16 protein-coding genes, 1 tRNA gene, 1 other RNA gene and 2 pseudogenes are annotated in these 23,068 nt (G+C 49.5%); 4 read left to right on the top strand and 16 right to left on the bottom strand.

The features are described 5' to 3' along the window. Positions 1 to 429: 429 nt before the first annotated feature. From RQN30_RS08915 to RQN30_RS12595, 5 genes are all read right to left on the bottom strand, one after another. Positions 430 to 1,161, bottom strand: coding sequence for a DsbA family protein (locus RQN30_RS08915; protein WP_353060172.1), 732 nt, complete (start codon positions 1,159 to 1,161; stop codon positions 430 to 432). A gap of 391 nt (positions 1,162 to 1,552) precedes the next feature. Next, positions 1,553 to 1,900 (bottom strand): hypothetical protein, encoded by a 348-nt coding sequence (locus tag RQN30_RS08910; RefSeq protein ID WP_353060171.1) that lies wholly within the window; start codon positions 1,898 to 1,900, stop codon positions 1,553 to 1,555. After that, complete coding sequence (locus RQN30_RS08905) at positions 1,897 to 2,937, bottom strand: hypothetical protein (RefSeq protein WP_353060170.1); 1,041 nt, start codon at positions 2,935 to 2,937, stop codon at positions 1,897 to 1,899. Before RQN30_RS08905 ends, RQN30_RS08910 begins: the two co-directional genes overlap by 4 nt. Then, on the bottom strand, positions 2,880 to 3,179 hold the full coding sequence (locus RQN30_RS12600; protein WP_491608667.1) for a protein kinase domain-containing protein: 300 nt from the start codon (positions 3,177 to 3,179) through the stop codon (positions 2,880 to 2,882). Before RQN30_RS12600 ends, RQN30_RS08905 begins: the two co-directional genes overlap by 58 nt. Before the next feature lie 26 nt (positions 3,180 to 3,205). Continuing rightward, positions 3,206 to 3,508 (bottom strand): protein kinase domain-containing protein, encoded by a 303-nt coding sequence (locus RQN30_RS12595; protein ID WP_491608666.1) that lies wholly within the window; start codon positions 3,506 to 3,508, stop codon positions 3,206 to 3,208. Between the two features lie 247 nt (positions 3,509 to 3,755). Between RQN30_RS12595 and RQN30_RS08895 the strand changes: the two genes are divergently transcribed. Beyond that, positions 3,756 to 4,880, top strand: coding sequence for an ABC transporter ATP-binding protein (locus RQN30_RS08895; RefSeq protein WP_353060169.1), 1,125 nt, complete (start codon positions 3,756 to 3,758; stop codon positions 4,878 to 4,880). A 306-nt stretch (positions 4,881 to 5,186) separates the two neighbouring features. After that, the gene (locus RQN30_RS08890; RefSeq protein WP_353060168.1) at positions 5,187 to 6,458 is read left to right on the top strand and encodes a DUF4032 domain-containing protein; all 1,272 of its coding nucleotides are present in this window, start codon (positions 5,187 to 5,189) and stop codon (positions 6,456 to 6,458) included. 17 nt (positions 6,459 to 6,475) lie between these two features. Here RQN30_RS08890 and recR read toward each other — a convergent pair. From recR to RQN30_RS08850, 8 genes and pseudogenes are all read right to left on the bottom strand, one after another. After that, positions 6,476 to 7,098 (bottom strand): annotated as a pseudogene (gene recR / locus RQN30_RS08885) (recombination mediator RecR). Between the two features lie 161 nt (positions 7,099 to 7,259). Further along, positions 7,260 to 8,306 carry a hypothetical protein gene (locus RQN30_RS08880; RefSeq protein WP_353060167.1) on the bottom strand — a complete coding sequence of 349 codons (1,047 nt, stop codon included), beginning with the start codon at positions 8,304 to 8,306 and terminating at the stop codon, positions 7,260 to 7,262. 65 nt (positions 8,307 to 8,371) lie between these two features. Next, positions 8,372 to 8,623, bottom strand: a complete 252-nt coding sequence (locus RQN30_RS08875) for a hypothetical protein (protein WP_353060166.1) — start codon at positions 8,621 to 8,623, stop codon at positions 8,372 to 8,374. Between the two features lie 11 nt (positions 8,624 to 8,634). After that, positions 8,635 to 10,311, bottom strand: coding sequence for a DNA polymerase III subunit gamma and tau (locus tag RQN30_RS08870; RefSeq protein ID WP_491608665.1), 1,677 nt, complete (start codon positions 10,309 to 10,311; stop codon positions 8,635 to 8,637). Positions 10,312 to 10,748: 437 nt separating this feature from the next. After that, entirely contained in the window at positions 10,749 to 11,801 is a 1,053-nt protein-coding gene (gene tsaD / locus RQN30_RS08865) for a tRNA (adenosine(37)-N6)-threonylcarbamoyltransferase complex transferase subunit TsaD (RefSeq protein ID WP_353060165.1), read from the bottom strand. A gap of 152 nt (positions 11,802 to 11,953) precedes the next feature. Next, positions 11,954 to 12,883, bottom strand: coding sequence for a hypothetical protein (locus tag RQN30_RS08860; protein WP_353060164.1), 930 nt, complete (start codon positions 12,881 to 12,883; stop codon positions 11,954 to 11,956). Continuing rightward, positions 12,873 to 13,670: an ABC transporter ATP-binding protein gene (locus RQN30_RS08855; protein ID WP_491608726.1), complete on the bottom strand. Its 798-nt coding sequence runs from the start codon at positions 13,668 to 13,670 to the stop codon at positions 12,873 to 12,875. Before RQN30_RS08855 ends, RQN30_RS08860 begins: the two co-directional genes overlap by 11 nt. Before the next feature lie 11 nt (positions 13,671 to 13,681). Beyond that, positions 13,682 to 14,116 carry a GntR family transcriptional regulator gene (locus tag RQN30_RS08850; protein ID WP_353060163.1) on the bottom strand — a complete coding sequence of 145 codons (435 nt, stop codon included), beginning with the start codon at positions 14,114 to 14,116 and terminating at the stop codon, positions 13,682 to 13,684. 409 nt (positions 14,117 to 14,525) lie between these two features. Between RQN30_RS08850 and RQN30_RS08845 the strand changes: the two genes are divergently transcribed. Beyond that, entirely contained in the window at positions 14,526 to 14,714 is a 189-nt protein-coding gene (locus tag RQN30_RS08845) for a hypothetical protein (protein WP_353060162.1), read from the top strand. A gap of 431 nt (positions 14,715 to 15,145) precedes the next feature. Here the strand turns inward: RQN30_RS08845 and ffs are convergent. Next, positions 15,146 to 15,239, bottom strand: an RNA gene (gene ffs / locus RQN30_RS08840) — signal recognition particle sRNA small type. A gap of 186 nt (positions 15,240 to 15,425) precedes the next feature. Here ffs and RQN30_RS08835 point away from each other — a divergent pair. Further along, positions 15,426 to 15,509: transfer RNA gene (locus tag RQN30_RS08835), tRNA-Ser, on the top strand. 930 nt (positions 15,510 to 16,439) lie between these two features. On the opposite strand, the pseudogene RQN30_RS08830 reads toward RQN30_RS08835, so the two are convergent. Together RQN30_RS08830 and RQN30_RS08825 are read right to left on the bottom strand one after the other, a co-directional pair. Beyond that, positions 16,440 to 18,475: pseudogene (locus tag RQN30_RS08830) on the bottom strand (OPT family oligopeptide transporter). A gap of 567 nt (positions 18,476 to 19,042) precedes the next feature. Then, positions 19,043 to 23,059: an alpha-L-fucosidase gene (locus tag RQN30_RS08825; RefSeq protein ID WP_353060161.1), complete on the bottom strand. Its 4,017-nt coding sequence runs from the start codon at positions 23,057 to 23,059 to the stop codon at positions 19,043 to 19,045. Positions 23,060 to 23,068 lie beyond the last annotated feature (9 nt).

The following is a 23,068-nucleotide window of genomic DNA, read 5'->3' as shown; positions in this document are numbered from 1 at the left end:
TGTGCGACTCATCTTTCGCTGCAAACTGTAGCGAGTTATATCATGCCAGAAACCAGGGTCTGAGCGCCAACTCAAATTGCACTCAACCACGCATTTCACATTTCCGATTCAGATCGGCCGATATTTCGCAATCCGCACACAAACCCATTCCATACCCGAACCCGCAGACCGCAAATCCGTATCCGTTATTCGTTAAACCAACCAAGCAAAACGACCGCAGCAAAAACGAACTCTGTAAGCCAGCAAAGCAAACAAATCCAATAAGCCCATATCCGCAGGGTAACGACGGAAAATAAATCGGCTCGGCCTGTTTTATCCAGACCGAGCCGATAATGCAGATTCTAATCAGATTCGCTCACCAAACCTGCCAAGAAGGAAACATTACAGCGCAATCCCGCCGCCGAGCTATCCCGCGCTGTAATTCCGCTCTCACTTCGCAGCTGCGCTGCTCTTCGGACCAGCTTTCACCGCATTCGCGAACGCTGCGCCTAAGCTGCCCTCACCCCAGCTTTTATCTTCAGTACCATTGATTGTAACTGTCGGCGTACCGGTCCATCCAGCTTCACGGAATTTCTCGGTGGCTGCTTCGACTTTCTTTTGCCAATCCGCAGAAATAATCGAAGCAGGCAAATCATTCACAACATCTTCCGGAACTCCCACGCCTTTCGCAATATCAGCAATTTCTGCTGCAGTCGGCATTTGTCCGCTACGTTCAACAATAATTTTGTAGGAACGTTCAAAAAGTGCTGCATGGAATTTCGAGAAATGCTCCGGAGCATAAGTAGCTACGTAAAACAATGCCGCATTACCATACTTTGAGTAGTCTGTACCCATAATTTGCACTGGATACTCGACTATTTGAATTTTCCCTTCCGAAAGGTACTTCTCATAGTCTGCACGTGAAGCATGATCCAGGCTCACGCAATGCGGGCACATCAAATCGGAGAAAACACCAACATTCGCCAAGTTTTCATCGGGGGCGGCAATCGCCTGCCCATCTTTATCGACGGCAATACCGAAATCAGCGCTGACATTCTTCAACTCAGCTGCACGCGCCTGACCCGTATAGCTGCCGGTATCTCCGGCTGATCCGGAAGTGACAATTTTGAAAATCACTAACGATACAAGCGCAACTGCAATCAGTACGCCTGCAATCGCCAAAATCCGATTACGCTTCGCGCGCTTTTCTTCCTGTTCGCGCAGCAGCCGTGCTTTTCACGCGCCGCGCTGCGCCGTTCTTCTTTGCTTAACCTGTTGCCTGTCATGCCCGGCGTTTGCTTCGAACCCATTAATCCTCTTTTATTTCATTTCTCGGAACAGCTGTAATCACCATTATCAACAGGCGGAAACAGCATGCAAAGCGGTTTAAAATTCATCTTGATTTTATGCGCTATCACCGGCGGTCTTCCACTCCAACACGTATTATTTCCAAAGCTGCAAGCCGTCGGCGTAATTTCAAATTCCCGGATTTCAGTTGAGCATTCAAACAATTTTGCCCTCCGGTTAACAGATCGGTTACCAGGTTTTGACTCAGCTATTGTTTTCAATCCGGTTATCCGCCCGGCACAAGCAACGGATTCCAACTTACCGCTCCGCCCAGCGAGTTTAACCACAATCCGCACAGTGCCATTGCGAAAAACAGCAGCAGCCAGAAAACATAAAGAGAATTCGCCGGCGCAAGTTTAGTGAACACTACTTTCGTTCCCATCCGAATTTCCCGCGATGATGGAAAAATCCAGTAAATCAGAAGTGCGGCACTGATTCCAATTAACACCGCCGCCGGATTGCCAGCAGAAATTTCTTGTAAATTTTGCTTTAAAACTGCAGCGAAACCAACTCCAGAATCCGAATCATAAATCGGTGCTTCCCCGAAAATCCGCGCAGCGACAAGCAAAATCATAAATCCGCCAAGCGCACCAAGAACACCCGAAAAACACTTCTGAAAAACCCGCGAAGCAGCGCAACCGGTAAAAACGCAAGCAGCACTCCGGAATCTGAACCGCCGGCACGTCCGCGCCGAACCCGCCGGGCAACCAGCTTTTCACGCATCGCACCAACCGCGTCTAACACCACACCGGCAGCAACCGCCAGCAGGTAGACGAAAATCGGCGCACTCATCCCAAAAGAAATCAGCACAGCCCCAAGAAGTAAAATCAGCGACGGATGGTTCTGCAAATGCGGAACCGAATATCCGGCTGCCGCATTTTGTACTCCGCTCTCTGCCCTATACTCCCCTGCTGTTCTATATTCACCTGCCGGAACGTATGCACCTGCCGGAACGTATGCACCTGCCGGCCGCGAAACCGGATAAGCGAAAGCAGGCGCCGCCGTATCCGGCAGCTCAGACGAAACGTTATCAGACGGAAAGTTCAGCGGCGGCGATGCTGCCTGCGGAAAACCGGCAACCGGCGGAAATACTGCCGGTTTTAATATTTGCGTTTGCGGTAAATCATTCTTTGCACTGACTGGAAAAACCGCAGTTGCTTCCCCATTGCCGTCGTAATGCGCAGGAAATTCAGCAAACCGCAGCGTTTCATACTCATGCTCATCTTCATACTCACGATGACGCTGAATTTCCGCAGTCTCTGCGCCGCCAGTATCCCCGTTATTTTCCGGAGCAAAACTATTTCCCTGTTCAGCTCCGCCGCTTTCAAACACCGAATCTGCAGCGATTTTTGCAGCAGCTCCCGAATCATTAACTGCCGCAAGCAATTCAGAATATTTCAGCCGATTCCGCAAATCTTTTGCCAGCGCCTGTGTAAAAACTGCGGCAAGATCCGAAGAAAGCAGCGGAAGATCCGGATTCGCATTGAGAACACGATTCATTACGACGGCAGGAAGCCCGCTGCCGAATGGGTGCGTACCGGTAGCCGCGTAAGCTAATACCGCAGCCATCGCCCACCAGTCTGCAGCCGCATCAGGCTCTGTTCCGCGCAATACCCGCGGATCACAAAACCTGGCGTGTGTGTGAGGAAACCCGTCTGTGTAAGCCGCGAATCTGCACCCATTTGTGAAATTCCAAAATCAATCAGCACAGGTTCACCATTGGCAAGCATCACATTTGAAGGTTTTAAATCACGATGCAGCACCCCTGCAAGATGAATCGACTCCAGGGCTTCGCCGAGTTTCACTCCGAGCTGATACAAATCTTCCTGCGTGTAGCGTCCGTCTTTCCGCACATCTGTTTCCAGTGTCGGACCGGCGATTAATTCTGTAACGATAAAAGATTTTCTCCATCAAGCTCTGCATCAAGAATCTGCGCCACATGCTTCCCCTGCACCCGCTGGAGCATTGCCACTTCTCTGCGCAGCCGCTGGCGTGCCAAATCCGTATCAGCAAGAGCCGGGTGGAGCAGTTTCAGCGCCACATGCGATCCGTTAGGGCTAATCGCCTCATAAACCGCCGACATTCCTCCTGCGCCGATTTTCTGTACAAGCTCGTATCCTTCAACATTTCGCGGCGTCCGCAAATCTCGGTGAAAATCTGAATTCGCTGCAGTAAATTCCACCCCCGCCCTCCTTTCAAAACACGAACATGGTTAACTTTTCAAATCGTAATTCTGCTGCTTTCAACGATATCCTAAGATATTTTTGCGTTCCGGCTCACTTATCGCAGGTTCAGGGGAAAATCAGGGTGATTTATGCAATAATGAGAGACAGCAAATACACCGACGTATTTGCTGTGTTTCTTCTCCGGAAACACCTTTCACTACGGATCGTCCGGCACGTACCTGCCGGTGAAGGGAATATACCATTATGGCAAACGTTACTTTCAAAGACGCTACCCGCGTATATCCAGGCGCAGATAAACCTGCAGTAGATCAGCTCAACCTCCAGATTGCAGACGGCGAATTCTTGGTTCTCGTCGGCCCGTCCGGCTGCGGCAAATCTACTTCACTGCGAATGCTCGCAGGTCTCGAAGATGTTAATTCGGGCCGTATTTTCATTGGCGAACGCGACGTTACCGACGTAACGCCAAAAGACCGGGATATCGCAATGGTGTTCCAGAATTATGCGCTCTACCCGCACATGACTGTGGCAGACAATATGGGTTTTGCCCTTAAGATTGCCGGAGTGGATAAAGCTGAAATCCGGCGGCGTGTTGAGGAAGCTGCAAAGATTCTCGATTTAACCGAATACCTTGACCGGAAACCGAAAGCACTTTCCGGCGGCCAGCGGCAGCGTGTTGCAATGGGACGCGCAATTGTGCGGAAGCCGAAAGTCTTCCTGATGGATGAACCGCTTTCAAATTTGGATGCGAAACTGCGGGTCCAAACCCGCACCCAGATTGCTTCCCTGCAGCGGAAACTCGGCGTTACCACACTGTACGTGACCCACGATCAAACCGAGGCACTCACAATGGGCGACCGAATCGCTGTCCTGAAAGATGGAATTCTGCAGCAGGTTGCTTCGCCGGAAGAAATGTTTGCTAAGCCGGCAAATGCTTTTGTGGCAGGATTCATTGGCTCCCCGGCGATGAATCTTGGCGTATGGCGGATTGACGGCACTGACGCAGTGTTCGGCGAAGCCCGCTTCACTCTCCCGCCGGCAGTGCTCGCAGCTTTGAAATCCGAAAACGCTTCAACCGTCACCATCGGCGTACGCCCTGAGAATTTCGACGGATCCGACGGATCAGGCAACTCGATTCCATTGAAAGTTACTTTCATTGAAAATCTTGGTTCCGATTCCTACCTCTATGGAACAGTCGTCGGGGCAGAAAACGAATCTGAGCGCTTCGGATCAGGCGATAACTCTGACACAATGACTGTTCGCGTCCCGCCGGAGCGCCGCGTAAATCCAGGCGCGGTAATGCATTTGAATCCGCGTGCCGGATATGTTCATTTCTTCTCCCCAAGCACAGGCAAACGGATTGAGGAATAATCCTCGATTGCGGCGGCCGGCTAATTCTGAAATCGTTTTACATCAAGACGGTTTCCGTAATTGGTTTACTTGCTTTGCAGGCTGCGCTGCGCCTTGGAGGTTGCAGCTGTTTTGCAGGCTGCGCTGGCTGTGCCGTCGTCGTGAAAACGAAAATCGGCGGATAAACTGAATAGTAATTAGCAGGGCTGAATTTGAAAACCGGATTCAGCCCTGTTTTACTGCTTTCCGCTCGCAAAAATAGATTCTGTGTTTCTTTTCGCCGTCGATTTTCTCGCAAATCTCAGAAACTCCAAGTAGGGTAAAACTATGAAAACAGCACTTGAAATCTCGTCAGCGCAAGTAGAACCAGCACTTATCGATTTGCCCTGGAATATTCCGCTGCGCGAATGGCCGGATTCGATTATCGCTGCACTTCCGCGCGGTATTTCCCGCCATGTGGTGAGATTCGTGAAATTAAACGGTCAGATTATTGCGATAAAGGAGATCAGCCATGAGGTCGCACATGCTGAATATGAGACTTTACGCGAGTTGAAACGTCTTGACGCGCCATGCGTAGAACCGCTTGCCGTAATTACCAATCGTTTCAGCGACGACGGAACACCGCTCAACTCGGCGCTAATTACCCGCCACCTTTCTTTCTCACTTCCCTATCGTGCCGTTTTCAGCCACGAAGGGATGCGCCCGGATACGATTAATCGGCTCATTGACGCACTCACTGTACTAATGGTAAGACTGCACCTACTCGGTTTCTTTTGGGGCGACGTCTCACTTTCGAATACGCTATTTCGGCGCGATGCCAGTGAATTTGCCGCTTATCTTGTAGACGCGGAAACCGGTGAACGTTACGAAAAAATTTCATCATTAAAACGCGAATACGATATTGATGTTGCCCGCACAAATATCATCGGTGAACTTTTTGATTTGCAAGCCGGCGGGATTCTTTCCGATGAATATAATGCAATCGAGATTGGAAACCGTTTCGCGGAACGCTACTGCCAGCTCTGGCATGAACTGACAAGTGAAGAAAGCTTCTCAATTGACGAACGCTGGCATATGGATAACCGTGTCCGGCGTTTGAATGAACTCGGATTTGATGTGAGTGAACTTTTGATGCGGAAAGATACCGCAGGTACAGAATTGAAAATCCGTCCGAAAGTTGTCGATGCCGGGCATTATTCGCGGCTGCTGATGAAACTCACCGGACTTGATGCGCAGGAACAGCAAGCCCGGCGGATGATTAATGACATTCAGCAATATCAAACCTTGCGCGATAAAGCTGATGAACCGATTTCATTAACCGCACACGAGTGGATGACTGACGTGTACGAGCCGACAATCCGTGCCGTGCCGCGCGAACTGCGTGAAAAGCTCGAACCTGCCCAAATTTTTCATGAAATTCTCGACCACCGCTGGTTTATGTCGGAGAAGGCGGGCACCGAAATTCTGATGCGTGAAGCTACACAGTCTTATATCGAGCAGATTCTCGCCACCCGCCCAGATGAAAAAACACTGCTTGAGCGTGACGAGATTGAAGACGCAGATTTTGTTGAAGAAGACTGGTCTGGATATATGGCATAAATTTCGAGTTTCGAAAACTAAATTCCCGCATTCGGGGTGTGGATCCGCTGACGCCCCTCAAGTGCGCGCGAAAGGGTGATTTCGTCGGCATATTCGAGATCTCCGCCGACGGGCAGACCTGATGCAAGACGTGAAACGGCCACACCCATTTGGGCGAGATTCATTGATAGATATGTGGCAGTAGCTTCACCTTCCACATTCGGGTTCATTGCGAGAATAATTTCCTGCACTTGCCCGTTCGCAAGACGCTTATACAGCTCACGAATCCGTAAATCTTCAGGCCCGATTCCGCCAATCGGATCGATTACGCCGCCAAGCACGTGATACCGGCCGCGATATTCACGCGTCCGTTCAATCGCTACGATGTCGCGTGATTCTTCAACCACGCAGATAACCGTGTCAAGCCGACGGGTATCAGCACAAATTTTGCAGATTTCATCTTCGGTAACGTTTCCGCAAATCTGGCAATATTTCACTTTTTCTTTCACGGCTTCAAGTGCGTTAATAAGCGCTTTCACTTCTAAATCGTCCGCTTCAAGCAGGTGAAATGCAATCCGCTGCGCACTCTTCGGCCCAACCCCGGCAATCTTCCCAGTTCGTCAATCAGCTCTTGCACTGCTCCATCATAGACACCAGCCATTGTTCACCTTTCCAAGCAGCTCATCGTTAAAACCTGCAGCAACCCACGTAAACGGTACACGATTCGGATTGCCTGACGCATCTGATTAATGACTCCGCTGATAAGTTCACATTAAAGCTGTAAATTCGCATTAAAACGCTTTCTGCGCTGAAGTCCGCCTGTTACTGCCGGTTTTGTTTTCCATGCGGAATCTCTTCAATGATTTTCCCGCCGAGTTCTTCTAAAATCACGTTTACGCCTACAAAAGCAGATTCTGAAACCGACGGATCATAAATTGAGACTTCGTCCCATTCGTCGCCGGTAAATTCGCCGTCATCTGCAGGTTCTTGCGCATTGAGCGCGGCAAACGGATCAACCGTCTCGCCAACAGAAGCATCGATATGCGCTGCGAGGCGTGCAGAGAGCGACGGTCCGGCACTATTTTTCTTCCCATCAGAGATTGGCGCTTTACTTGTTAATCCGGTAAACGCTTCGGTACTGAAATTATGCATCCCGCCGCCTATCGCGGCGGCAGCGGGCAAAGCAGCAGCGCCAGCAGGATTCGCACTGCGATTTGCTGAAAAAGGTATATTTGGGCCCTGTGATGTATTCGTGCGCTCTGCTGTTGGATTCTGCACAGCTGCCGGCATATTTTCCGCTTTTGCGGCAGGTGTTTTCGGAAGGTCTGCCGGCGGAATATGCGGCAGATTCTGCCGATAAAATGGCTGCGAATCCGCAGCTGCCGGCATTTGATTCTGTGATGCTGCCGCTTGTGTTTGCGTTGATATCTGCAGCCTTGGCGGCTGCGCTTGCACTGGTTCCGGTGCATGTGCAGCTGATGTTGATTCCGCCGGTGCAGAAGTTTCTGCATTTTGCGGTATTGTTCCAGACTGCGCGGATATGCCAGGCGCCGTATTTTCTGCAGAATCCGGAGTTTCCGCAGGTTTTCCAGGTTTTCCAGGTTCTGAGGCGATACCGGATTCGCTGCTTGTTTTCTTTTCCAAAGCTAATCCGCGCACTTCATTCAGCAGCGGACGCAACACACCGACCGGATCATTGTTCTCAGGGCGGTTTAATTTTGTTAATTCTTTTGGATTTTCTGTGTAATGAACAGTTTCTGAATTTTCCGCTTGTATTTCCGGCTGCGAATCTGGAGATGTTTTTGCACTCGTTTCCGAAGCTGCGGAATTTTGCTCTGCCTTTTCATCAGCTTTGCTGCCATGCTGCACTGATTGCGGTATTGAAAATTCCTGCAGCGGATTATCATCTTGGTTTCGTAATAGCTCCGCGCGCTCTAGCGGAGCTTCAACTTTGGGTTTATGCTGCCGCCTTTACTTTCGGCACGCGCAACTACTCCTTGCACTCGGGTTTTCAATCCCGTTTTTGCATATACCGCACGCGCTACTACATCGAGTGCCGGAATTGTTTGATTGAAGTTTGCCGCCTGTTTTTCATTCGCAAAATAAATTGAAAGCACATTTCGTTCAAGTGCTGCCGCTCCTGCAGCATGTTCGAGAATTGCGGCAACCGCACTGGATTTACTCATCGCGAGCTGCATTATTTCACCCCAATTTTGTACAACTTTCGCAAAATCTGGCGATGAAAAATTTTCGGCAGCAGCTGGCTGTGGCGTATTCGGCTGCAATGCTGCCCTGTTTGCACCGGGCAGTGCCGCAAAATCCGGAACTGCCGGTATTCGTGCTTTCTGCTCCGCTTCCCTGCCGGCGTTCGCCGTTTTCGCAAGTTCTCTGCAGCGCCGGCACTCTGTACTGCAGTACTTTGCACCGCAGCATCCGCTTTTCCAACATTCAGCGGATTGCCGTTAATTCCAGGCATCGGTGCGGATAACGGATTCTCGGAAACATGATGTGTACCCGGCATATGAGCAGCAGATACAGTGTTCTTCGCCATCGCAGTTTGCACACCCGCACCAGTTTTGTTTTCCGTGCTGCGGCCATTTTCCGCGAATCGAATCTGATTCGGATTCGGCGCACTCCCGCTAACGGCAGTATCTGCAGCATTGCCAGCGCCAACACCCGAACCAGTACCAGCACCCGCATTTGGAACCGTCTGTACTAATAGCCGGGCGCACAATAATTCAAGCTGCAGCCGCGGAGCCGTCGCCCCCACCATCGTCGTAAGTGTTTCATTTGCAAAATCAGCACACAATGACGCCCGTTTTGCCCCAATCAAACCAGCCTGCGCAATCATCGCGGCGAATTGATCATCAGGTACTTGAACAAACACTTCCCGTGCAGACTCCCCTGCAAGTGAAAGAATTACTAAATCGCGCAGCCGCTGTAATAGATCTTCCACGAATCGCCGCGGATCATGACCGGAAGCCACAATTGAATCGACGACCTGAAAGAGTGCCGGCCCGTCGTTATGCGAAATAGCAATTATCGTATCGTCAAGTAAATGCGCAGAAGTATATCCAAGCAAAGCGACGGCACGATCATAGTCAAGGCTGACTCCGTCGGAACCGCCAATAATCTGGTCTAAGACTGAGAGCGTATCGCGCACTGAACCGGTTCCCGCCCGCACTACCAGCGAAAGTACTTCGCGCGGAGCGTCAATCCCTTCGTCATGGCAAATCTCTCCCAAATATTCTTCAAGCAGCGGCGGAGGAACAAGCCGAAACGGATAGTGATGCGTACGGGAACGAATCGTACCAATAACTTTTTCCGGTTCTGTGGTGGCGAAAATAAATTTCACATGCGCCGGCGGTTCTTCAACAAGTTTGAGCAAAGCGTTAAAACCCTGCGTGGTGACCATGTGCGCTTCGTCGATAATAAAAATTTTGAAACGGTCACGCACTGGAGCAAAACTCGCCTGCTCGCGCAGCTCACGAGCGTCATCTACACCGCCGTGCGAAGCCGCATCGAGCTCGACCACATCGAGTGAACCCGAGCCGTCACGTGCGAGTTCCCGGCAAGATTCACATTCGCCGCATGGAGTGGGGGTTGGATATTCAGCGCAGTTCAGCGCACGCGCGAGAATCCGCGCTGAGGTAGTCTTGCCGCATCCGCGCGGACCTGAGAAAAGGTAGGCGTGAGTTGTCCGCCCAGCTTCTAAAGCCGCCATTAACGGCTCGATCACATGGTCTTGACCGATTACTTCTTCAAAAATTTCTGGCCGGTAGCGGCGATATAAGGCAATACTCACGTTCTCTAGTTTACGCAATCCGACGTGCGGTTTCGAAGTTTCACGGAAAGCTGTGAATTGTGCCCGCACTTTTTCACACAGTGGACAAACAAATACTTAATACTGCCGGATTCAGAAGAACAGTTTTATACATTTCGCATATGCGTGTTATCACATTTGCGTGAAAACGCGCATAATAACGAAGTGGTGCTCCTATTTTCCGGCGGTCCCGATTCGACTGCACTTTTATATGACGAAACCAGCCTGAACTCTGTACGATAAAAAGATGCCGGATATGGTTTATTCCCAATTGAAATGCTAACCAAAAAGTACTGTACGTGAGCGCAATCCTGTTAGTTATCCTCACAGCGGTTGGCGCACTGCTCGGTTTGTATTTTGATCTCTGCACTAAAAGCATCCACTGCCGCTTCCTCCAAAGACGCAAACAACTAATTCAAATTCACCCGCATAAACGTTATCAGCATGTTCGAAGAATCTCGCACACACCTAAAGCAGCAGTTCTTCACTTACCTCACGATTGTAATTTCCCGCGGAAGACTGGTATTCACAGAAATATCAAGCGGCGACGGATCCACACCGCTGCGCACCATCTCCCAGCCAAGCGCTGCAATCATTGCGCCATTATCGGTGCAGTAACGAATCGGCGGGATTCGCACTTTTAACCCCGAACGTGCGGCTTCTTCTGCAGCAAGCGCCCGCAAGCGGGAATTAGCAGAAAAACCGCCGCCAATCACGAGCGTATCGCACTCATTTTCATGGCAAGCAACAATCGCCTTTTCCATCAATGCGCCAGTTACGGCTTCCTGGAAACCAGCCGCAATATCAGCTTTCGGAATTTCTGCACCGCGTGCTTCCAAACCTTCAATATGCCGCGCGACGGCGGTCTTCAATCCTGAGAAAGAATAATCAAACTTATGTTCCGCCTTATTTTTCCCCGAACGCAAGGCCCGCGGGAAGCGAATTGCGTTTACGTCGCCATCACGCGCAAGCCGATCCAAGTGCGGACCTCCCGGATACGGCAAACCAAGTAACCGCCCGACTTTATCGAAAGCTTCGCCGGCGGCATCGTCTAGAGTTCCGCCAAGCTCCGAAATATCGGTTGCAATATTGCGAATCAGCATCAGATGCGAATGTCCGCCGGAAACCGCTAAACCAATAAATTTTTCCGGGAACTGCCCATGCACAAGCTGATCGACGGCGATATGTCCAACGATATGATTTACCCCATAGAACGGTTTGTTAAGCGCGAGTGCAAGCGCTTTCGCCGCACTCACTCCGACAATAAGCGGACCGACAAGCCCCGGCCCTGCCGTCGCCGCTACCGCGTCTACATCTTCAAGCTTCACACCAGCTTTCTCGAGAGCCGCATTTAGGGTTGGAACAAAAGATTCAAGATGTGCCCGAGATGCGATTTCCGGGATGATTCCGCCATAGCGCGCATATTCATCCATCGAGGTGGCAGTGACATCGGCAAGCAGTTCGCCGTCGCGCACAAGAGCCACGCCTGTTTCATCGCAAGAAGTTTCAATACCGAGGATTAGTTCATTCACGTCTGCCATTGTAGTCGCGCGAAGCCACACCGCTCAAAGGCAAGAAGCGTGGTTTCGGCGACGGAGCGAAAAATCTGATTTGGCTGACAGGACAGCTACACGGCAATTACCCTGTAACTACGCAAAATTAACCGCAGTATTCAGCCTAATTCGCAGATATTTCAGCGCAGATTTAGCTGCTTTTTAAGCATTTGATGTGAAATCCAGTATCCGAGTAATAAAAGCAAGACTATCACTAGAAACATCCCAAGCGGAATCACAGAATAGCTGGAAGAACTAAACTCAGCTTTTGAAATCACCTCTGAATTTCCCTCACGAGTAACCACATCCATGATTCCTCCTGCTACAAACTGTGTCGAACTCCATCTGCCATCAGCAGTTTCTCTTAGCACCAAGTGAAGTGGAATTGCGAAAATCGACACTACGGTCACAGTCTGATACACCAGATAGGTGGACACGATTGAAATTGCGAGCGCCCAATTCTCAGATAAACGGCTAAAAATTCGATGATTTGCCAAAGCAGAAGACGCTAACACCCAGACTACTGCCAATAGCTCACACCCAAGAATCAGCGCCGCAATTGCAGCTATTTTAATCAAATCTAGGTTCGCGATAGTCTGCGCAAACAGCGCACACAAATCTCCCATTTTTACCCAAATGCTCGGTTCAGGGCGGACGACGACGCCAGCGGAATTAATCCAACCCGAAAGGCCGCGATACGACGAAACGCTCGCCAGTGAGAAAAACGTAAAACCAATAACCGAAACCACAGCAGCTAAGAGGTGAACCAGATAGAACCAAAGAAACTTTGCGCGCAAAATTACAGCAGAATTCACTGGTAATGCGTGGGTAAAATACGCACGCTGGCCATACATAGTTTTCCAGTAACGATTGGCTAAGTAGAAAAATATGCTAATGAGAAGTGCGAATGGGACCATTACCCCCATTATATTTCCCGTAATCTGCAACGCCGTATACGGACTGAGAATCATAAATAGGCTCATCACGTCAAGCACAATCGCCAGCCCCAACCCGAAGCCAATAAGTTTCGCCGTCTCACGGAACTCTTGTTTGAAGATTTTAACGAACATTTGCGTACTCCTTTCGGAACAATTGATCTAGGGAACTGCCATATTCTTCACGTAGTTCATCAACATTTCGATACATCAAGATTTTTCCGCCGCGCATCAAAATTGCCTGATCAAGGATTGCTTCAATGTCAGTAATTAGATGCGTGGAGATGATTAACGTGGAATCTGGGTTCCAGCCGCGCAAGATTGTGTCAAGCAAAGCCTGCCGCGCTGCCGGATCTACACCAGAAATTGGTTCATCAAGTAAATAAAGTTTTGCTTCACGGCTCATAATCAAGATGAGCTTGAGCTTTTCCCGCATTCCTTTTGACATTGTTTGATAGCGCTGATTTTCGTGCAAACCGAGAAAAGCAAGAAGCTCCCGCGCTTTTTCAATATCAAAATCAGGGAAGAAGTCTTGATATAAATGAAATGCCTTTGCTGGCGTAATTGCTTTATCAAGAAAATCTGCGTCCGGTAAAAAAGATGTAATTGCTTTGGTTTGTGCACCAATTTCTGCACCCGCAATCTTTACTGAACCTGCACTTGGCTGCAGCACTCCCGCAAGAATTTTCAGCAAAGTTGTTTTCCCGCAGCCATTTTCACCAAGCAAACCGATTATTCTGCCGCTCTCGATATTTAAATTAACTGAGTCGAGAGCTGTTTTGCTTGATATTTCCAGTGAATCTCCATCACCGTACTGCCCGCGCTCGGCTTTTTTATTCTTATTAACTTTATTTACCTTTTGCCGCACGCCATATATTTTTGTTAAATCTTGAATTTGGACAAGAGTTTCAAAATCCGCCATTTGCCGACCCATCACAGTCTCACCTTCCTTTTCATTTTTTCATTTTCGTTTCGCCGAAATATTTGCGAAAACATTCGTTGAAAATCATTTTTCTTTTGCCACTCTTTGGCTATCAACTCACAAGCATCCTTTTCCGTTAACCCTAGGGCATGCATTTTTTCTACATATTTTTCTGCGGCTTCCGCTGCAACTTCGAAACGCAGCCTGCTTACAAGAACTTTATTTTCAGTTACATACCGCCCTAAACCGCGCCTGGTTTCCAAACATCCTTCCGCTTCAAGCTCGGAAAGCGCTTTTTGAATCGTATTTGGATTCACCCCATATTCAGCGGCTAACTCCCGCACTGAAGGAATTTGCGCACCTAACATCCACACCCCGTTTGCAATCGAAATGGCAAAGAGATTTCGCAGCTGCCGCCAAATTGGAGCATTTTTATTAAAGTCCACTTCCACCTTGCCTTTAGTTAGTTTTGTTTTGTGCGAGTAACACGATTTACCGACCTTTACTGTATTACTACACTAATACAGTAAAGGTTTGCGGGAGCGAATGTCAAATGAAATTTATCGAGTTACAGACGAAATGATTGAGTTACAGACGATTTATTGAGTTACAGGTGAAATGATTGTATTAACTCGGCTTTTCGTATTTTTGTTTTTTGTTTGCGCTGCAGGTATTAGCTTAAGGAATCTTCGCATTTTTGCTCGCGCCGCAGATATCGGTTTACGCAACTGGCAACGGGATCCGCTTTAGCTAACACAACTGATGGCGGGAGCATTGCGAGATGACGTAACCGGCGGCAAAATGCTTATACGTCCGCGGAAGTGATGGCGAAATGCTTGCGGGCTTACGTAACTGATGGCAAAATCCACACTTTTCAACGTAACTGGCGGCGAAATGGATGGTTTTGATTCCCGACGGGAGAGCCGTCGTTACTACAATCCTATGACCAGCACAAATACAAACGCTTCCGACGGCAATAATCGCAGCCCGAGTCCTTGCCGCCACTTACGTGACGAAAATAAGTTCCCGCCGCCAGTTACGTAAAGTTTTCTCCTTTGCCACCACTTACATACCGGGAAGCTAGCCCTGCTATTAAAAACATAAGACAGGCGGACTGTTCAAGCTGCGGGACTAAATCCGTCGGCTTAGCAAACCGGGAAACACGCACCAGCCTGACACAATCCGGATACACCTAACCAATCAAACTCAAGCAGATTGAACATAAACTGGGACAAAACCAGAACAAGACCACGCAGTACCATTAAAAAACTTTTCACATAAAACACCCCGCACAAACATAAAAGCAAAATACGTAATTCCCTTGCATCAAAAACTGCGCGCCCTCAAAGCATATACTCGACGTTCAAACCGCAGGCATCAAGAGGAAAATCAGCCATCTTCATCTGCGCAGATAACGAGAATTTATTAAATGCAAAATACCGCGCTGGAGAAATAATTTTGCGGTCAGCAATTTTATAAAAGACTCCCCACGCACCCGCCAGAGCTCCGTACCCTTGCTGCATTCCTGCCCTGGGGAGTTCCGAAGATGACGCCACGCGGGGAGCCATAAACCATATTACGTGAAAATTCAGATTTTAGGAAAGCTATATTCCAAAACTACAGGTTCGTGAGAGCAAAGACACCTCAATAGCCAGATAATCAGCTTTCGTTTTCATTACTTTTACCGATAGAATGTTTTACTGTGTTCACGCTTGCAGCTGCTTTCGAGTAGTTTCATCGTGACGCAGATATTTAGGAGATATCGCCTAGTGGCCTATGGCGCACGCTTGGAAAGCGTGTTGGGTGCAAGCCCTCGGGGTTCGAATCCCCCTATCTCCGCGAAAAACTCCCGAAGCTCTCCCGCTTTGGGAGTTTTTATAAACACAGCAGGAATCGAACCCGCAAGGGCTAAGCCGTTAAGAGGGCTAGCGGACAAAAGTCATTGATGTTTTCGTGTTTTCGTTGGTATGGCGGGCTTTTCTGGATGAAAACTCGTTTCGAGTTGAGTTTTTGGTTGAACAATAGTTATTGATTTTGTTTCCGGTTTTCCCTGCCGCACTACGATTAACCGTCCCGCACCGAAGCGGCAGTTTATGCAAGATTATGAAATACAATGAAGCCAGATAGTACACAATCGTCCGCTGCTGAGGTTTCCCTTTGTGTGAGCCGTTTTCTCGATATCCGCGCATAGTGCGAAATCTAAATATCCATATAGAAATATTCATATTTCCAGCTCAATCCCGACCGCATACCGGCACAGATTTAGACAGCTAGATTTAAAAGACTTTTCGTATTTTTTGTTTGGCTTAGTGAAATAAAAAGCCGGTGTTTATTCGGATGGAAAGCGGTGTTTTTGCATAGATCAAGCCTGACCGCTATGCAAAAACACCGCTTGGAACCAGCCAAACTGGACCAAACTAACGCAAGTGGTGGCAAAATCTGCATTATTAAACGTAACTGGCGGCAAAATAAGCAATTTTGATTAACGACGAGAAAGCCGTCGTTATCACGACCCTACGACCAGCACAAACACAAGCACTTCTGACAGCAATAATCGCAGCCCGAGTTCTTGCCGCCACTTACGTAACAAGACTAAGTTCCTGCCACCAGTTACGTAAAGTTTTCTCCTTTTGCCGCCAGCTACGTAAAGGGAAACTGGTCTCGCTATTAAATGTGCAGTGCGGGCGAGTTATCCAAGCTGCAGAACTGCACCCGACGGCGAATATCTGCTGCTTATGCTTCATGCCTATCTGCAAACCAGCCGCGATATTATTCCGTTTCCGCATGAGCAGCGGTATCAGCAGCGTTAGCATTCTGGGAAAGCTGCTGCACCCACTTATAGCTAAGTACCACCAGCACGATAAATACAAGTGTTCCCGCGAGCTGATCCCAACCAGCAAAAGCTTCCGGCATGATTGCAAGCGGTGATTCCTTACCAGTACCAGCGATAATTCCGGCATTTAACACCCCGTAGAGGGACTCGCCCACAATCAGACCGGTTGCAAGCAAAATACCAAGACGCTTCTTTGCTTCCGCGTTCTTTTTCCGCATCGCCCATTTATCGTAAGCAAGCCCAATGAATGCGCCTACAGAAATCAATAGCGTAAGTGAAATCGGTAAGTACATTCCCATGCCGACGGCAAGCGGCGGGAGACTCATCTTTCGTTGCGAGTGTTTTGTAACAGCGATTAAGACTTCGTTTACAACACAGATAACCAAACCAATTAACGCACCGATTCCAACAAGATCCCAACGTAAATCATTCGAAAGCACTCCTTTTGCAATCGAAGAAAGCAGCCAGCCTGCGGCGCCGCAAGCGCGTTTTCGCCAGCTCCGGGCGCACCGGCAAAACCGAATGCGGTGTGCATCAAGTGCAATACCGGCGGAATAATTAACGAACCAAAAATCACACCAATAATCAGCGCAACCTGCTGTTTCCACGGGGTTGCCCCGACGAGCTGCCCTGTTTTCAAATCTTGCAGATTATCGTTGGAAATAGTTGCGATACCGAAGACGACGGCTGCAGTGAAAAGCGTGTAGGCAATCAATGCGTCGGCATTAGTTTCGGCTTCGTTTCCTGTTACTACTTTTACCAGCAGTGCCGCAGCAAGCACCACGATTACGCCCACACCAGAAATCGGGCTGTTTGATGCACCGATTAAGCCTGCCATGTATCCGCAAATTGAGGCCACGATTAGGCCGATAAGCAGTACGAAAATAATCGAGAGGGCGATTAAAGTCCCTGTATGATGCGAGATTGGTGTGTCTTTTACAAATAGCCACAGCAGAATTCCTACCGGAATCATTGAAGCAAGAGTAACACCGGCAACTATCGAGAATGGAATATCACGTTCAGTTATCGGCAGTTCTACACCGGCATTGCGTTTTTGCGCAGAAGCAATTGAATCTTTAATCCCCTTAATAATCGGGACGATGATTTTTAGCAGCGTCCACACTGCCGCAACTGCCATCGCGCCCGCTCCGACGAAGCGCACATTATTTGCAAAAACTGTGTCGACAAGTGTCGGTAAATCAGCGGCAATATCCGCTCCAAGACCAGCACCTCCCTGGCTGAAAATTGGGAGCAGGAAACCGAACGAGATAATCACGCCAACTATCATTGCAATGCCGACGGCGATACCCACAAGGTGCCCGACACCGATTAACGCAAGTGAAAGGCTGGTCGCCGCCATAGTTCCGCCTGACCCAACTTTCAGGTATTTAGTGAGCGACCCGGCTGTGATTTTGAGCGAAACGAGCAGCTGGTAACCAGCAGAAACGATTGCGCCGCCAATAATTACTTTCAATCCGCGTTTGTTATTTTCAGCTGAACCGTGAGTGTCTCCAACTTTCAGCACTTCAGCTGCAGCCACGCCTTCGGGATACGGCAAATCAGATCCGGTAACTAGTGCCCGGCGGAGCGGAATCGAATAGGTAACGCCGAGAATACCGCCGATTGCACAGACTAATGCGGTTTCCCAATAGTTGAATCCGGTCCAATAGCCAATCATAATCAAACCCGGAAGTACGAAAATGATTGCCGAGAGAGTGCCGGCTGCAGATGCGATGGTTTGCACGATATTGTTTTCAACTACGGTATGGTCGCTGAATTTGCGCAGAATCGCCATTGAGATTACGGCTGCCGGAATTGAGGTCGCAAAAGTTAAACCAACTTTCAGACCAAGGTACACATTAGCTGCAGTAAATACAAGAGTGATTAAGCCGCCGAGGATAATTCCGCGGATTGTAAGTTCCTTAATCGCTCCCGATCTCTTCTTTGCGTTTATGGTTGCATGTGAAGACATAAGTTTCTCCGATAGTACTTTAGTTTTCTCCGATATTAGGTTCAAAAAGCGGCACAGATTTTATCGGCAGGTCTGCGCACTTTCAGCTGTTTAATGCTGCGCCGGATACGCTTTGTGTTCCGCTCTGATTATTTAAGACCGCGAGTATCTAAGAAAGTGAGCGCCGAGAACCACAGTTGTTATCCGCTGCACATCAGCAGCCGGTAAAGGTGCGTCAATTTACTTTACTGGTTTAGTCTCTCATTTATTGGCTTAAATTTGGAGCGTTAACTTTAATTTGCGGTCAAAAGGTGACACGTTTGCCAATTATTTACTGCTTGCTGAATAAAAATTGCTGTTTTCATATGTAACGGCAGCGAGCTGCGAGCGGCGGAATGGCTGCGGGGTTCCGGAAAATTATCCGCTTCCTGCCGCCCCCGCACAAAATCCAAAAAAATTATCTAAAATCCGAATTCTGATATCAGGATTCGGCATGATATTAAGATTCGGCATAGCTGAAACTGGCGGCGGAACCGGCTAAAATCTTAGCCAATCTCCGCCGCCAAATGTCAAGTATTGATGATTCAGTTATAAACTTGTTTCGCGATTACGACGGCGAGTTATGAGCGAAATTCCCATCACACCGAATAATGCTGCAATGCCGAGAGCACCGGCGATGCCAGCTCCCGTCTTTGCTAGGATTTCACCGCTATTCGTGTCTGAATCACTGCCAAAATCAGATACCGGCTCTTTGCCCGATTCAGCGTCAGTTTCGCCAGTACCGCCGGGTTGATTCGGCTGAGATGGGCTGCTTGGATCTGCCGGCTGAACCGGATCTCCAGGCTTAGGTTCAACCGGATCTACTGGATCTGCTGGCTCTACTGGCGCAACCGGATCTACTGGCTCTGCCGGCTTGTGACTCCCCGCCTGAAAGTTTGCCGTATATGCTGCATTAGCCTCACCGACGGTTACAACAAGAACAGCGTCTTTCGAAACTTCCTTCCCGTCAGCGTTCACCCAGTTCACGAACTCAAAACCAGCATTTGGAGCTGCCGTGAGCTTCACTTTATCACCAGATTTGAACGGGCCGGCAGCAGATATCGCTGCTGTGCCTTGATTCGGATTGGCAGACTTTACCGTCACGGTGTACGTCTTTTCTTCCGGATGAACCGAGGCGCCCGGCACTTCCGGTATTATCGCAGCTGTTTCAACATTGATTTCGGCAGCCGATCCGCTCACATTATCGCCGTAAGACGAGACGATTTCGAACTTTACGAACCTGCCGGCTGCTGGAGCGCCAAGCGCAATGCGGTGCGTATATGGTTTATCTTCCAGCACTCCCTCCTGCGCAAGCGTGAGGTTCTCAGCCGAATCACCCGTATAAATCCGATAATTCTTCGCCGTACCATTGCGATTTGCGGTGACACGCCCAAGGTAATCCACATAAGAAATATCTTCATACCGCTTACCCAAATCAATGGTGAGGGAATGCGGACCAGCTGCAGCACTTGGCTCCCACTGATTATGCCATATCGTATCCGACTTGCCGTCAAAAGCACTTTCGGCAACAGCGTCCGCATTCTGCGAGCTTGCCGCCGGCTGTAAGTCTTCTTGCGGGATATAATTCCGCAGCGCCGGGAGCTGCTCAATAGCAGCAGCAAATTTCCAGCCGGCCTGATCTTTCGCAAGCTCGGTAAGCAGCGCTTCAAGCGTAGTTGCTTTTATCCCGTTGAGAGCGACGGCAGGCGCAGCTCCGTCGCCGTAAGTGGTAACAGTTATTGGCTGATCAGCCGTGCCGTATCCGAAAACTGCAAAATCTCCAGTGAGTGCCGTCCCGTTCTTCACAAGAATCACGGAACCAGGAACAAGGGAAATATCATGCAATGCTTCAATAGAATTCATCGGAGTGTCAGCAGTTTTTCCGTCGCCGGCTTTCACAGCGCTCGGATCAATAAAGTATGCACGCGGACCATCTTGAATTTCCGACTCAGAATGATAGACCTCGATTCGAGCCATCTGTACCGGACCGCGTGAGCTAGTGACTTCCAAGCGAATTTCACTCACCAAACTTTCAGCGAAACGGAGATTCCGCTGCTGCCCAATTGTCGTCCCCGCAGTGAGGTCCCGCCACATGCCGGCAGAGTCACGGCCCTGCACCTTGAAACGTTCCACCTGCTGTCCGGAGCTGCGCACATCCTCACCGAGAATTACCGCATCGACTTTAGTGGGCGCACCAAACTTCACCGTATAAATCGGTGTATTTCCGGCAGCCGGATCCGCAGAAAGTTTCGATCCGTCGGTGAGTTTCGGTGCAGGCACAGCCGCAGCCGCAGCAGAAGCAGCCACGGAAGATTCCTTACCGAGAGCCAAATCCGTACCATAACGGCGCAGCAGCTCTTCACGGTAAGCGCGCATAATATCTGCGTCATCCTGCGGCAGGCGGCCGTCGGTATGCGGCGGCATATTCAGCAGAAACTGTGCATTACGGCCAGTTGACTGTTCATAGAAAGTCACAATTTCCGACATTGATTTCGGCTTATTCGGCCCGCGCTTGCCGGAATTATTAAACCATTCCGGACCATTCTTCGCATCAACTTCTCCCGGATACCAATGCAGTTTTGTAATCGCGCCAGTCCGCACACCGTCGATTACGGATTCGATTGAGCCGAGCACGCCGTCGGCAGCTGTCTGCCGCGGATAAATCATAATCTTGCCATACTGATCAAAGCTCACACCCTGCGGGCTCCATTCAGAAGTGCGCGCCCAACCAGATTCGTTCCCAATCCAACGCGCATCCGGAGCTGCATTTGCCTGAATTGCCTGCGGCTGGAGCTTACCGATGAGATCGTAAAATGCCGCATAATCATAGTATTCAGGTTTTGTCGTATTGCCCTGGGCACCGTCGAACCAAACTTCGTCAATTGCACCGTAATCTGTAAGCAGCTCGTAAAGCTGGTTCAGCATATATTCACCGTAATCTGTCGCCTGATATTTGAAAGTCGGAAGTTCACCGGAAGCTACACGCGCTGCACGATCGTCATCCGCAGTGAGTGTCGGGATTGTACGTTCAGACTTCGGCGAGCCGTTTGCAAACACATTCTGCAGCTGCATATACGAATCAGCCGGCGAATAGTAGACCCCAACTTTCAAACCGTGTTTCCGTGCAGATTTCACGATTTGTGCAAATAAATCCTTTGGACCGCCATTCTTCGCTGTGGCGGTGCTCGGCCAATCGTGTTTGCGGTTGTAACGCGAATCGAAAAGTTCAAAGCCGTCGTGATGTTTCACCGTCACCATAATCATCTTAAAACCCGCGTCCGCGAAAGTGCGCGCCCATTGATCAGTGTCGATAGTTTCCGCATTGATTACAGCCGGATCTTCCGTCCCATGCCCCCAACTATTTCCAGTAAAAGTATTCACATTGAAGTGCACGAATCCAATCTGCCCCCAATCGAGATAATCGGCCTGCTTTTCCGTTGGACGGAGTGCTGATAACTTTGCCTTAATCAGGTCCGCACATTCGTTGGAAGTAACTTCAATCGTATTTGCCGGCAGCACACCGGAGGTATCACAGATATCACTCACATAGGTGAGCTTGAAATCATCCGGCGTGAATTTCGCATCCGTCCGGGCAAAACGAATCTCGTCAATCTTTCCGGTGAAACCACGATCCAACGCCGCCGGGTGGACCTCATTCGCGAAACTTACCTTAGCTGCAATCGGGTTCTCTAATGCTGCGAGGCTGGAAGCAGTAACTGGAGCCTGATCTGTACCGTCGACACGCATCTGCAGCACGGCAGCGGTTCCGGCAGAATTTGGTACGTACGCTACGGAAACCGTATGCTGCGCGCCGGCAGGAGCAGCGGCAGTAATCTTCTGATCAGCCCACTTTCCGTTCTCTTGATATGAAATCCCGAATTCAAGCTGACCAGCCGCATTGTAACGGAGGAAGATGTTTCCGCCGGCAGCAAAGAGCGTTTGCAATACACCCGTTTCCGCCGGAGTAAACTTCATTTCAGCTGCAAAACCAGTCGTTACTTTGCCGGTACCGAGGGAGAAATCCGGAGCAGTGAAATCAAATCCGCTTGTCCTGCCGGTGAAAACTGCAAACGAATTTTCTACGGCCGGCGCCGGGGTGCGGGCGGAAAGCGTGCCGGTATTATCTTCCGCAGCGGCAGCTATATAATTTACACCGCGGAGCGTGCCGCGGAAATCAATGTGCAAAAGTTGATTTTGGCTCCGGAACTTCCAGGACGCATCAGCATCAGCAATGCGGGCACGGGAGAAATTACCAGCCCAGCCGCGGGCTGCAGCAGCCGGATCCGGATTCACTTCAGATCCAATCCCGAATATTTTATCTTTCCCATTCGAGATTGCAGCTTTTTCACCTGCAGCAGAGATCGCGCTCGGACCTTGTACGCCGTCAATCCAGACGGTAAGTTTTGCCGATTCTGCTGCTTCATATTTCATCTGGATGACGTGCCGCTGATTTACTTCTGGAAGATTTACATGTTCTTTGTAGTCTTTCCAAGTGCCGGCAGCCGTCTTTACGGAAAATCCGTAAACGAGTTTTCCGCTTTCCGCCCGCACAAAGATATTACCCATTGCAGATAG

This window comes from Arcanobacterium hippocoleae (assembly GCF_040360365.1).
Taxonomy (GTDB): domain Bacteria; phylum Actinomycetota; class Actinomycetes; order Actinomycetales; family Actinomycetaceae; genus Arcanobacterium_A; species Arcanobacterium_A hippocoleae_A.
This window is presented reverse-complemented; position numbering and strand designations above follow the sequence as displayed.

Coding starts and splice junctions, on each gene's coding strand:
- RQN30_RS08910 (WP_353060171.1), bottom strand. CDS start 1,900: ATGATTTTGCTTGTCGCTGCGCGGATTTTCGGGGAAGCACCGATTTAT.
- RQN30_RS08895 (WP_353060169.1), top strand. CDS start 3,756: ATGGCAAACGTTACTTTCAAAGACGCTACCCGCGTATATCCAGGCGCA.
- RQN30_RS08890 (WP_353060168.1), top strand. CDS start 5,187: ATGAAAACAGCACTTGAAATCTCGTCAGCGCAAGTAGAACCAGCACTT.
- RQN30_RS08875 (WP_353060166.1), bottom strand. CDS start 8,623: ATGAGTAAATCCAGTGCGGTTGCCGCAATTCTCGAACATGCTGCAGGA.
- tsaD (WP_353060165.1), bottom strand. CDS start 11,801: ATGGCAGACGTGAATGAACTAATCCTCGGTATTGAAACTTCTTGCGAT.
- RQN30_RS08860 (WP_353060164.1), bottom strand. CDS start 12,883: ATGTTCGTTAAAATCTTCAAACAAGAGTTCCGTGAGACGGCGAAACTT.
- RQN30_RS08855 (WP_491608726.1), bottom strand. CDS start 13,670: ATGGCGGATTTTGAAACTCTTGTCCAAATTCAAGATTTAACAAAAATA.
- RQN30_RS08845 (WP_353060162.1), top strand. CDS start 14,526: ATGGCAAAATCCACACTTTTCAACGTAACTGGCGGCGAAATGGATGGT.
- RQN30_RS08825 (WP_353060161.1), bottom strand. CDS start 23,059: ATGGGTAATATCTTTGTGCGGGCGGAAAGCGGAAAACTCGTTTACGGA.